Source organism: Neotamlana sedimentorum, from assembly GCF_000943565.1.
Classification (GTDB): domain Bacteria; phylum Bacteroidota; class Bacteroidia; order Flavobacteriales; family Flavobacteriaceae; genus Neotamlana; species Neotamlana sedimentorum.
In genome coordinates this window covers 374,073-387,114 of sequence record NZ_JTDW01000004.1, presented here as the reverse complement: position 1 = coordinate 387,114, position 13,042 = coordinate 374,073, and the positions used below count along the sequence as shown (strand labels likewise).

At 32.5% G+C, this 13,042-nt stretch carries 11 protein-coding genes; 8 read left to right on the top strand and 3 right to left on the bottom strand.

The window, feature by feature from the left end; all coding sequences use genetic code 11:
* Positions 1-108: 108 nt before the first annotated feature.
* Positions 109-2,664, top strand: coding sequence for a DNA gyrase subunit A (gene gyrA / locus PW52_RS06580; protein ID WP_044632123.1), 2,556 nt, complete (start codon positions 109-111; stop codon positions 2,662-2,664).
* Between the two features lie 27 nt (positions 2,665-2,691).
* The gene (locus PW52_RS06575) at positions 2,692-3,945 is read left to right on the top strand and encodes a tetratricopeptide repeat protein (RefSeq protein WP_044632122.1); all 1,254 of its coding nucleotides are present in this window, start codon (positions 2,692-2,694) and stop codon (positions 3,943-3,945) included.
* A 135-nt stretch (positions 3,946-4,080) separates the two neighbouring features.
* On the opposite strand, the gene PW52_RS06570 is transcribed toward PW52_RS06575, so the two are convergent.
* Positions 4,081-4,536 (bottom strand): carboxymuconolactone decarboxylase family protein, encoded by a 456-nt coding sequence (locus PW52_RS06570; RefSeq protein ID WP_052823406.1) that lies wholly within the window; start codon positions 4,534-4,536, stop codon positions 4,081-4,083.
* A gap of 255 nt (positions 4,537-4,791) precedes the next feature.
* On the opposite strand from PW52_RS06570, the gene PW52_RS06565 reads away from it, so the two are divergent.
* The 6 genes from PW52_RS06565 (at position 4,792) to PW52_RS06540 (ending at position 9,414) form a co-directional block, all read left to right on the top strand.
* Complete coding sequence (locus PW52_RS06565; RefSeq protein WP_044632121.1) at positions 4,792-5,646, top strand: helix-turn-helix domain-containing protein; 855 nt, start codon at positions 4,792-4,794, stop codon at positions 5,644-5,646.
* A gap of 88 nt (positions 5,647-5,734) precedes the next feature.
* On the top strand, positions 5,735-6,223 hold the full coding sequence (locus tag PW52_RS06560) for an anthrone oxygenase family protein (RefSeq protein ID WP_044632120.1): 489 nt from the start codon (positions 5,735-5,737) through the stop codon (positions 6,221-6,223).
* A 13-nt stretch (positions 6,224-6,236) separates the two neighbouring features.
* Positions 6,237-7,079 (top strand): NmrA family NAD(P)-binding protein, encoded by an 843-nt coding sequence (locus tag PW52_RS06555; protein ID WP_044632119.1) that lies wholly within the window; start codon positions 6,237-6,239, stop codon positions 7,077-7,079.
* A gap of 90 nt (positions 7,080-7,169) precedes the next feature.
* Entirely contained in the window at positions 7,170-7,925 is a 756-nt protein-coding gene (locus PW52_RS06550; RefSeq protein ID WP_052823405.1) for a DUF3108 domain-containing protein, read from the top strand.
* Between the two features lie 11 nt (positions 7,926-7,936).
* Positions 7,937-8,395, top strand: a complete 459-nt coding sequence (locus PW52_RS06545) for a GNAT family N-acetyltransferase (RefSeq protein ID WP_044632118.1) — start codon at positions 7,937-7,939, stop codon at positions 8,393-8,395.
* A gap of 161 nt (positions 8,396-8,556) precedes the next feature.
* A complete protein-coding gene (locus PW52_RS06540; RefSeq protein ID WP_052823404.1) occupies positions 8,557-9,414 on the top strand; it encodes a hypothetical protein in 858 nt (285 codons plus the stop codon).
* Between the two features lie 164 nt (positions 9,415-9,578).
* On the opposite strand, the gene PW52_RS06535 is transcribed toward PW52_RS06540, so the two are convergent.
* Positions 9,579-10,475, bottom strand: coding sequence for a transglutaminase family protein (locus PW52_RS06535; RefSeq protein WP_044632117.1), 897 nt, complete (start codon positions 10,473-10,475; stop codon positions 9,579-9,581).
* Positions 10,476-10,481: 6 nt separating this feature from the next.
* Positions 10,482-13,040 carry a circularly permuted type 2 ATP-grasp protein gene (locus PW52_RS06530; RefSeq protein WP_044632116.1) on the bottom strand — a complete coding sequence of 853 codons (2,559 nt, stop codon included), beginning with the start codon at positions 13,038-13,040 and terminating at the stop codon, positions 10,482-10,484.
* Positions 13,041-13,042 lie beyond the last annotated feature (2 nt).

Here is a 13,042-nt window from a genome sequence, read left to right as displayed (position 1 = left end):
AATTGTTAATAAAAAACGTTAAAAAAATATTCTGAAGGCTTATCAAAACTAATGAAATACGTATATTAGCACGTTTTGAATTACACATAAAATTAAATTAAATTATATATGGCAGAAGGAGAAAAACTCATCCCTATTAATATAGAAGATGAGATGAAATCGGCTTACATTGATTATTCAATGTCAGTCATTGTGTCACGTGCGTTACCAGATGTAAGAGATGGATTTAAACCAGTACACCGTCGTGTACTTTATGGTATGCATACCTTAGGAGTAAGGTCTAATGTAGCTTATAAAAAATCGGCAACCATAGTAGGTGAAGTATTAGGTAAATATCACCCACATGGAGACTCATCGGTTTATGATACCATGGTGCGTATGGCACAAGATTGGAGTTTACGATACTTATTGGTAGATGGACAAGGAAATTATGGTTCTATTGACGGTGATAACCCTGCAGCAATGCGTTATACCGAAGCGAGAATGCAGAAAATTTCAGAGGACATGTTGGCAGACATTGATAAGGATACTGTAGACCATAAATTAAATTTCTCTGACGAATATAAAGAGCCCACCGTTTTACCAACAAAAGTTCCAACTTTATTAGTTAATGGAGCCTCTGGTATTGCAGTTGGTATGGCTACAAATATGCCACCTCATAACTTAACCGAAGTTGTTGATGGTACTATTGCTTATATAGATAATACCGATATTGAAATAAGCGAATTAATGCAGCATATAAAAGCTCCAGATTTTCCTACCGGAGGAACCATTTATGGGTACGATGGAGTAAAAGAAGCTTTTGAAACTGGCCGCGGACGAATTGTAATGCGAGGCAAAGCCATTATTGAAGAAGTAAATGGTAGAGAGTGTATAATTGTTACCGAAATACCATACCAAGTTAACAAAGCCGACATGATTAAAAAAACGGCCGATTTAGTTAACGATAAAAAACTAGAAGGAATATCAACTATTCGCGATGAGTCCGATAGAAATGGTATGCGCGTAGTTTACGTTTTAAAGCGTGATGCAATACCAAATATTGTATTAAATAAGCTTTATAAATACACAGCTTTACAGTCATCTTTTAGTGTAAATAATATAGCATTAGTAAATGGTCGCCCACAGTTATTAAACCTAAAACAGCTTATACACTATTTTGTAGAGCACAGGCATGAAGTTGTTACTAGGCGTACACAATACGAATTACGCAAAGCGGAAGAACGTGCACATATTTTAGAAGGTTTAATTATTGCATCAGATAATATAGATGAAGTAATTGCTCTTATTCGTGCCTCGTCAAATGCAGACGAAGCTAGAAATAAATTAATAGAACGTTTTGAGTTAACCGAAATTCAAGCACGTGCTATTGTAGAAATGAGATTACGTCAACTTACAGGACTAGAGCAAGATAAATTGCGTACAGAGTATGAAGAGTTGATGAAAACCATTGAAGATTTAAAAGACATTCTTGCCAAGAAAGAGCGCAGAATGGATATTATAAAAGAAGAGTTAAATATTGTAAGAGATAAGTATGGAGACGAGCGTCGCTCGGTTATCGAATACGCAGGCGGAAGCTTAAGTATAGAAGATATGATTCCTAACGAAAAAGTAGTTATTACAATTTCTCATGCTGGTTATATTAAACGTACTTCGCTTAACGAATATAAAACACAAAATAGAGGAGGTGTTGGGCAAAAAGCTTCAACTACCAGAAATGAAGATTTCTTAGAACATTTATTTGTGGGTACAAATCATCAGTACATGTTATTCTTTACACAAAAAGGTAAATGTTTCTGGATGCGTGTATACGAAATACCAGAAGGTAGTAAAACCTCAAAAGGACGAGCTATACAAAATCTAATAAATATAGAACAGGACGATAAGGTAATGGCCTTTATTTGTACTCAAGATTTAAAGGATGAAGATTACATTAATAGCCATTACGTAATTATGGCAACTAAAAATGGGCAAGTAAAGAAAACAGCTTTAGAGCAGTATTCGCGTCCGCGTACCAACGGTATTAACGCCATTACAATTAAAGATAATGACGAATTATTAGAAGCTAAATTAACCACAGGTAACAGCCAAGTTATGTTAGCGCTTAAATCCGGTAAAGCCATTCGTTTCGAAGAAGCTAAAACAAGACCAATGGGGCGTGGAGCTTCAGGTGTAAGAGGTATTACTTTAGCAAACGAAAAAGATGAAGTGATTGGTATGGTAACCGTGGAGAATCCGCAAGAAGAAACTGTTTTAGTTGTAACAGAAAATGGTTATGGAAAACGTACTTTCATTGATGATCCTGAGGATGGTGAAGCAGTTTACCGCATTACAAACCGTGGAGGAAAAGGTGTAAAAACCATCTCTATTACAGAAAAAACAGGTAACTTAGTGGCCATAAAAAGTGTTACAGATAGTGATGATTTAATGATTATTAATAAATCTGGTATTGCAATACGTCTAGCTGTCGAGAATTTACGTACAATGGGTAGAGCAACACAAGGGGTTAAGTTAATTAATTTAAAAGGTAACGACTCGATTGCCGCGGTTGCTAAAGTAATGCATGATGAAGATGAAGTAGGTGATGTGGATGCTGAATCTATTGAAAACACTGAAGAAACGCAAGATGGCACAACTCTTGATAATTCATCAGCAGAAGAATAAACATTAAATAAACTTAATTTTACTAAAATGAAAAAACAATTAATTTTTGCTTTAGCTTTATCAATCAGTGCCTTTTCATTTGCACAGAAAAAAGAATTGAAAGCTGCTGAAAAAGCAATTAAAAGTGCTAACTTCTCAGAGGCTAAAACAGCTTTAAGTGCAGTTGAACCTATGATTAGCTCTTTAGATGAGAAATTAAAATCGAAGTATTACTTATTAAAAGCTCAAGCGCTGTATTCAAACGGAAGTGCTAATGCTGGGGATATAGATACAGCTATTGAAAGTCTTGACAAGGTTGGTTCGGATAATGCTCCAGCAGCAGCAGAGTTAAAATCGACCATGGTAAGTGCCTTTCTTAAAAAAGGAAACGAAGCTTACGAAGGACAAGATTTTAAAACGGCTTCTTCAAACTTCGAGAGAGCTTACAACCTAAAACAAACCGATACTGTATTTTTATATTATGCAGCTGCTACAGCAATTAATGTACAAGATTACGATAGAGCGTTAAACCTTTACGAAAAACTTAAAGATTTAGGTTATACAGGTATTTCAACTCAATATTACGCAACTAATGTTGAAACCGGTGAAGAAGAAATTTTAGGTGATAAAAACACTCAAAATTTATATGTAAAAGCTAAAAGTCATATTAATCCAGGTGAGCGCGTTACAGAATCAAAATACCCTGAAATCGTTAAAAACATTGCTTTAATTTATGTAACCAATGGAAATAACGAAAAGGCTTTAGAAGCCATGGCAGAAGCTAGAGCTAAAAACCCAGAGGATATTAACTTACTTTTAAACGAGGCGAACATTTATTACAAAATGGGCGATACTACAAAGTTTAAAGAATTGCTTGAAGAAGCTACTTCTTTAGATCCAAACAACCCAGAGTTGCGTTATAATTTAGGAGTAATTGCTACAGAATCTGGCGATTTAGAAGAAGCTAAAAAGCAATACGAAAAAGCGGTAGAGCTTAATCCTAAATATGTAAATGCATATATTAACTTATCTGCTTTAGTTTTAGAACAAGAAGCACCGTTAGTAGAGGAAATGAATGGTTTAGGTACTTCGTCTGCTGATGATAGACGTTATGAAGAATTACGTTTAAAAAGACAAGCAATTTATCACGAAGCAGTGCCTTATTTATCTAAAGCCTTAGAACTTGATGAGGATAACATTAATGCGGCTAAAACATTAATGAATATTTATAGCATTTTAGGTGAAACCGATAAATATAAAGAGTTAAAAACTAAAGTTGAAGCTCTTGAAGCAGGACAATAAAATTTATACGTATAAATTTAAAAAAATAACTGATTTTAATTAGTTATAAAAAGCACTAAAAATTTTACAATCTTTAGTGCTTTTTTATTTGTTTCTTGTTTATATTTTTCAAACCTAGTTTAATAGAATTTACATTTACCTAATGCTTGCTTTCTTTGGTGTAGCCCTGGTTAAAAAAAAATGAACATTCTCGTCATCAGCGTTTCCTTTATTTTTAGTAATATCTGCAGCTAGTTTTACTAAGGCATCTAACTTTGCGTTTCCGCTTGTATCTCTTTTAATATCTAATAATTGTGTGTCTGTAAAACCATTCATTTTTTCAATTAAGGTATGTGTACTTAAGCAATAAACACAGCCATTTACTTCGCTAACAATTAAGTTAATCGCTTCTTTCTCTTTATTAGAGAATGATGTTTTAGCATTTTGAAAATTTAAATATCTTCTAAGACCATGATCAGAATAGGCCATAGTAGCATAAAGATTAGGTACAAAACCTAAAGCTTTGTTTAAATTATCAAAGATTTCTTGATTACTTGTAGCTACTTCATCTCTCGGAGAAACTTTAAGTTCTAAAACGATTACATTTTCCATTTTTTTGTTTTTAAATTGTTTGTCATTATTGACACTATAAAATTGAGTATAACCCCCACGCTATAAAATGGATGATTGAAGTCTATTGATTGGACAATTTTCTCTGCGATTAAAATCACTAATCGAAAGTATTTAGAAGATACGCTTATAATTTATTCAGAGAGGATAATGATTTATTTTAAAAAGGAATAAGCTTGACAAATAATTGTTTGAAGAATAAATTTTTATCGTCTATTTTTTAACTTTACGGTATCTATGACCAGAGATTTTATAAATATTAACGATTTTACCATTCTGGTAGAGGAGGCTTTTTCAGAAAGTGTGATAACCGATGCTTGTCGATTTGATGAACCTGTAATTGCTGTGGCCTTTTATGGATCTGGAAATGTAGATCTTTCTGTTAATTATAAAAGTGAAGAAAAACACTGTCAACAAACCAAAGGATTGGCTTTGTCTTTTTATGCAGACGAACATGTAGAATTTGTGCATACCGTATCTCCTGAAAAGCCTTTACGTTGTGTGCTAATTGCAACTTCAATTAGAAATTTAGATAAACTACCCAATAATGAAGGTGAAATTTTTTCAACATTATTGAATGAATTGGTTAATCCTTCCGATCATTATGTAGAGGGGCCTAAGTTTTTTATGACGCCCGAAATGGATCAAATTGTAGACGCAGTTTTTAACATGACATACGAAGGAAAAACAAAAATGATGTTCTTTCGTAGTCAAATGACCACGTTATTGTCGCATTTTTTTGGACAATTAGCTTCCTTAAAAATAAATACTATAAATACAGCAGAAAGAGAAAAGTTGTATTTGGCTAAAGATATTTTGGTTAATAATATAGATAATCCACCTACGCTTTCAGAATTGTCTCGTAAAATAGGTTTGAATACCTATAATTTAAAAAAGAATTTTAAAGCATTGTTTGGTGCACCCGTTTTTAAATATTTACAAAATGAACGTTTAAAAATGGCTCATGACTTAATAAATAATAAGAAAGCCACAGTACAAGAAGCTGCGTGGCAAGTGGGGTATGACAGTTTAGGGTCTTTTTCAAATGCTTTCGAGAAAAAATTTGGATACAGACCAAGCCAAATTAAATAAACTCCTTTTAGAATAAATCAAATTCTTTTTGAAATAACTTATTCCTTCGTTTTAATGTGAATTTTGCTTCATAATTAAAAATTAAATTATGAAGTCTGTTATTTTTTTTATCACTATTTTTTTAATAGCCCTTTCAGCGGGGTTTTACTTTGCTTGGTCGGTTTCGGTAATTTTAGGAACAAAAAAAGTTAGCAACTTTACTTACCTAGAAGTCATGCAAAGCATAAATAGGGAAATTTTAAACCCTGCATTCTTTATACTGTTTTTTGGGAGTTTGGTAACATTACTTGTTAATACCATTTTACAGTATAAAAATAACCTCACATTTTGGTTAGTTCTTGCGGCCACAATCATTTATGTAATAGGCACTTTTGGAGTAACAGCTTTTGGGAATGTGCCTCTTAATAATGCGTTACATAATATAAATATTATTGAATGCACAGCAGCAGAATTAAAAAATTTCAGAAGTTATTACGAAACTTATTGGAATCAATATCATACCGTTAGAACGGTAGCCAGTAGTATCTCCTTCATCCTTTTATTAATCGCAATTTTCAATAAAAATCATTTTAATTAAATCAAATCAAATTATGAACAGTAACATTTTAGTGCTTGGAGCAACTGGAAAAACAGGTAGTCGAGTTATGAAGCAATTACAAAAGAAAGGTATTGAACCAAGAGTTGGTTCTAGAAATGCCTCACCAAGTTTCGATTGGAATAATAAAGAAACTTGGGTAAACGCCCTGAAAGATATAGAGCGCGTTTATATTACTTTTTATCCCGATTTAGCTGTGTCAGGAGCCAAGGAAGCCATTAAAAGTTTTACATATTTAGCGAAAGAACTTGGTGTTAAAAAAGTTGTTTTATTATCAGGAAAAGGGGAAGCTGAAGCTGAAGCTTGTGAAAAAATTATTATGACATCAGGTATCAAATATACTATTGTAAGAGCTTCTTGGTTCAATCAAAATTGGAGTGAAAGCTTCTTTTTAGATCCTATACTAACAGGAAATGTTTCTTTACCCTTATCTGATGTATTAATTCCTTTTGTAGATGCCGATGATATTGCCGAAGTCGCTAGCACTGTTTTGCTAGACGATACTTATAACGAAGAAATTATTGAAGTAACGGGACCAGAACTTATCACTTTTAAGGATATTGTAAAAACCATTTCAAACGTGAGTAAAAGAAATTTAAACTTTTATGAAATAACTTTAGAGCAGTATGTTGATGGTATGAAACAAATACAAGTAGAAGCTGATGTTGTTTGGTTGATTGAATACCTCTTTAGGCACGTATTAACCAACCCAGAAAATCAAAAAATCACTAACGATATTGAAAAGGTTTTAGGCAGAAAGCCAAAAACGTTTTTAGCATATGCACAAGAAACTGCAAAAACAGGTATATGGCAGCCAATAGTCACTAATAATAACTAAAAAAAGAGGAAAATAGTCCATTTAATGGAGAAGAATATCCATGTTTTGGTATAAGAACAGCTATTAATTGTGTGAAAAATAAGAAGGCATATGAAATACAAACCAAAAATTAGAGATATGTTTTATTTAATTTTACTTATAATACAGGCCACATTATCAGCTTATAGTCAAGACACTATTTTAACACCGTTTAATCATCAAATAGAAGAAGGTTTATTAAAATCAGATACTTATGTAATGGATTGGTTAGTTGCCACGGATACTACTGAAGTAAAAATAGGGGAGGTAACCACTCAAATTAAAAAACAGGATACTGTTATTTATGTGATTACTCATGTAAAAATGAAGCAATCTAAAGTGGAATGGGTAGATACTACTAAAGTTGCAGATAGAAGTTTTAAACCACTATACCATGCTTCTTACAATGAACAAAGAGATATGGTTTTGAAATTTGATAAGGAAGTAAAGGGTTATTACTTGGATAAAAAAACAGCTATTAAAACTGAAATTTTAGAAGAAACCCACCAACCATTCTTTGATAGTAACTTTTATCCTCAATTGATACGTTTACTTCCTCTAAAGAATAATTATTCTGCCAAAATTTCCATTTTTGATTACAATCCAAAATCAAAAGTTGGAGTAATTGCAGCAACCCTTAAAAACACCAAAAAAACGACTCTTAATTTTAACAAGACATCAGTTGCTGTATGGAAAGTTGAGGTTACAGATGCTATTTCAAATAATAAAACGGTAAACACTTATTATATTGACGCCAGAACCAGAAAATTACTCAAACATGACATTGATTTTGGGGGAAGAAAAATGATTATGAAGTTAAAAGAATAAATAAAGGTAAAATGGACTTTTCCCTGAGTGTAATAGATACTATCCAAAAGTATGAATATAAAGAAGTAGTAGATGTCTGGAAAGCTTCCGTTAGGGCAACCCATCATTTTTTAAAGGAAGAGGATATCCAATATTTTAAGCCCCTAATATTAAACACCTATTTGGATGCTGTAGAATTAAGATGTATTAGAACCAAGGATAATACAATAGCTGGTTTTTTAGGAGTTGCAGAACAACATTTAGAAATGCTGTTCATTCATCCCAATTATAAAGGTAAAGGAATTGGTAAAACGCTGTTAGCCTATTCAATTGACCAAATGAATGTAATAAAAGTTGATGTGAACGAACAGGATATACGAGCTGTGGGGTTTTATACTCACTGTGGTTTTAAGGTAGTTTGTAGATCGGAATTAGATGCTTCTGGAAAACCTTATCCAACACTACATATGCAATTAAAGTCAGAGGGATAACTTTTTGATACATATCAAGTAAAAATGAAAGTGACCTAAAGAGAACAAGGAACAGTTTATTAAAATAATTAAAAAGGAATAAGAATTAAATGGACAGGACATTAAGACTATTAAAGAAAGTAATAATATTTATTTTTTCTACATTCATACTTCTCACCGTTTTGGGATACATTTACCTTTATGTGCTTCCAAAAGGTCCTGAAATTACAACAAGCAGTAAAATTAAAATTGGAATAGACTCTTTTGTTATCAATGCCTACAAAGATAGTGATAGAAAATCGATTAAGGTATGGACGTATAAACCCGAAAGTTGGAAAGACCAAGATAACATAGTATTTGTTATGCACGGTGGAGGAAGAAATGCAGATGACTATCTACAGGCTTGGATTGAATTGGCAGATATTAATAATCTGTTGATTGTAGCTCCGGAATTTGAGAACAAGTTTTCAAAATATACGACTAATGATTACCAAGAAGGAAATGTGTTCACTTTTTTTGGAACTAAAAATCCTAAAAGCGAGTGGGCATTTACAGTGGTAGAAAACATTTTTGATTATATTAAAAAGGTAAATTCAATTACTAATCAACAATATGATATTTTTGGACATTCAGCTGGCGGACAGTTTGTGCATAGAATGGTCATGTTAATGCCAGAATCGAGAATAAAAACGGCGATTGCGGCAAATTCGGGCTTTTATACCTTTCCTAATAAAATTCATGAGTATCCCTATGGTTTTCAAAATGTAGAAATAAATCTGGCAAAATCTTACCGTAAAAAATTGGTTGTTTTATTAGGAGAATTAGATAATAATCCAAATTTAGGAACTTTTAGAACTACAGATTTAGCAATGGAACAAGGTGCTCATAGGTTAAAGCGAGGAACAACGTTCTTTGAAGCCAATAAAGAGTGGGGGAGTAAAAATAATTGGACCTTTAATTGGAAAATTGACACCATAAAGAATGTAGGTCACGACTATAAAAAGATGTCTAAAAATGCCATAAAATGGGTTGAAAACTAAAATTAATATCACATCAACACTAATATACTATTTAGATTAACTAAGAGCTATTGCTGTCTTGGAATATCTTCATCACATTGGAATTCTATTTACCCGAGAGATGGTTATCATATAATGAATTCATAATCCAGTAAACTATTTGACGTAGTTTATTATGAAAATAATTAATTACCAATAGGTCTTAAATCTACCGACACATTCATTTTGTTTCTTCCGGTACTATAAATAACGCCTTTAAGTGGTGGCACATCATAATAATCTCTACCGTGTGCTAGAACAATATGTTGATTTCTAGGAATATGATTATTAGTTGGATCAAAATCTACCCAACCGTGTTGCGGGATATAAACAGAAAACCAAGCATGGGAGGCATCACTACCAATTAGTTTTTCTTTACCTGGAGGAGGTAAAGTTTCAATATATCCACTCACATATCGAGCAGGCAAACCAACCGAACGAACGCATGCTATAGCTATTTGAGCAAAATCTTGACAGACTCCTTTTTTTCGTTTTATAACATCTTCAATTGGGGTAGCAACATTAGTGGCTTTGGTATTAAACTCAAAATCGTTGAAAATTCTTTGCATTAATTCAAATGAAGCTTCAAAAACAGATCTATTTGGTTTAAAAGAAACTTCTGCATATGCCTTAATTTCAGGAGTTATTTTTGCAATTAAAATAGATTCTAAAATAAACTGCTTTATCGATATAAGATCGGGTTTTGTTTGTTTAAAATAGGCGATACTTTCTGTTAAAGTAATTTGCTTTGCCAATACGTTTGTATTAATATCAGGAATAAGACTAAAATCTCGTATTATTTTACTTTTGGCTGTTACTTTCAGTTCGGTATGTAGTTCTTGAATTGAAAAACGCGTTATATTATTTCCAAAAAAATCAGTTTTATCGCTTATCTCTATTGGTCTTGGCGAAATTTGCAAGTTATAATCAAGCAATGTTTGCCCTAAAATAGTCTTAGGTTTTAAGGTCGCTAAATTGTGGCAAAATGTTAAACCGTTTTCGTAATTATAAGTGGTGGTATGTATTAATTGGTAGGTGGTCATTATAAATTATGGTAATGGAAAATTTTGAGTAACCAATTGTCGTTGCTGATAAGCATGATTAAAATATGTATCAGAAATAGCTAGCGATGTTTCATGTAGTAAGTCACTAAGCTCCGCTAGAGTGTCATCTAACTTTTGTCTAATCGATTCGGATTCGTCTAATTCAATTAAATCAGCAACCTGAAGGTTTTTTATAATTTCATATGCTTTCGCAATAGATTCTTTACAAACGTTTGTAACATTTAAATCGGTATTAGGTAATCTATCTACATCCTTTTTTATACGTTTTAATTGATAGGTTAACGATTTAGCATATTCTTTGTCTAAAAGTACTAAATTAATCACGTTTTCTATACTTAAATACGATCGATAGCTATAGCGATAAATATTTAAACTTTCATGGCTAGAAAGGAAAGACTCTAAAATTTCATACTGTAAATACTCTCCGTATTTTGGAACCAATAATGAACGACATTTAGCTACATTCATCATAGCTTGTTCTGTTTGTAACCCAATAAAATAGAGAAGTAGTCCTTGGTTTACTAAAATACTTTCTTCAATTAACCCCATAAAAGCGATAAGCCTAGTTATTATGCGATCTAACAATTTAGTAAGTGTTATTATCGAATAGTTTTTCTCCTCTTTAAATTTACTCCATAATTTTTTTATACTATCAAAAACACGCCACATATCTTTGGACCACAAACTGCGCAATGAATAATACGAATGATTAAAGCTCATCATGATTTGTGCAAAACTACCAATTCTTGTATCGTCCATAATTAGTGATGTGAGCTCTTTAAGGGGATTATTTATGGCATCTCCCGAATTTTTTTCAACAAAACCCGGAAATGTAGAAGTAATATTTGTAACCGATTTATAAAGAATGGTTAAGCTTTCAGTATTTGAATAGGAAACATCATAATGTTGTTGATTCATGCGATTTAATACCATGCGCAGATACCGTGCTGTTACTAAAGCTCTACCCAAATAACGACCAGACCAAAATAGGTTTTCGGCAGTATTACTTGGTAAATCATTTATGTCGGCAATGGCAAGCCTACAAGAATTGTCCCATGAATAGCTTTGAAAATTGGTTTGAGCTTCATCAGTTACTACCCAAAAGTCTTTACTTATACCCCCTCTATGGTTAGACACAAATAAAGTTTCTCGTTCTGCGGCAACTCGAACCAAGCCACCTGGCATTACCTTATACTTTTCATTATTTGCAATAGCAAAAATACGGCACATAACTTTTCTTGGTTCTAGAGCGCCATTTATGAAGCTTGGTGCTGTAGAAAATGAAATTTTAGCTTGAGCCACAAATTTATATGGTGCAGATAAAATATCTTCTTTTAATTTATTTAGAGCCTTTTCGTCGAGAAACTCACAAAAAAATATGTTTTCTCGGTTAGACCGGTCTATATGTTTAACAACCAATTCATCTAAATGGTTTAAAACATAATCGAGCTCCTTTTTTTGTCCACACCACCATGATGCAATTTGGGGTAGAATTAAATCCTCATCAAAGAAATAATTACAAATTTGATTCATAAATGGTATTAAACCCGAATTTTCAAGTACACCACTCCCTATCGGGTTTACCACTGCAACTTGTTTGTTTCTTACAATATCGAGCAATCCAGCAACTCCTAAATATGAATCTTCTCGTAATTCTAACGGATCCATAAAAACATCGTCAACACGTTTTAAAATGACATCAACTTGTTTTAATTCTTTTAGGGTTTTCATGTAAAGTTTTCCATTACGAACAACCAAATCATTCCCTGTAACAAGTGGATAACCTAAAAACGAGGCCATATAAGCATGTTCAAAATAAGTTTCGTTTAGAGGTCCAGGTGTTAAAATTACAATGTTTGGATTCGCTTTGTTTTGTGGAGCACAATTAATGAGCATTTGGTTAAACTCGTAAAAGAATTTAGACGATTGTTTAACATTAATATTTTTAAATGCTTCAGGAAAAATGCGACTTAAAGAATAACGATTTTCTAGTGCATAACCCATACCCGAAGGGGCCTGAGTTCTATCGTTAACCACCCACATTCTACCATCTGGTCCACGGGCTAAATCTGTAGCGTGTACTAACAAATGCTTGCAAGTTGTGTAATAAATTTTATCACATTGTCTTAAAAAACCACGATGGGCGTAAACTATTTCTTGTGGTAAAATACCATTTTTTATAAGCTCTTGGTCGCCGTAAATATCCTTTAAAATAAGATTTAATAGTTCCGAGCGCTGCGTAATACCTTCTTCTATTTTAGCCCATTCGGCTTCATGTACTAAAAAAGGAACTATATTTAAATCCCAAGAACGGTGGATGCCTTTAGGGTCATTATAAACATTGTAAGTAACCCCATTTTCTTCCATTAACCAATTAACTTCCTTTTGCTTATTCGATAGATTTTTAAATCCAATATCAGATAAGTTTGTAAGCAATTTTTGCCAATTAGAATTTATGGACATATTAGATTTTAAAACCTCGTCATAATTCTTAAAATCGGTAAAATAATCTTGAAATAAAGTAGTATTTGGTTCGGTTGGCATTA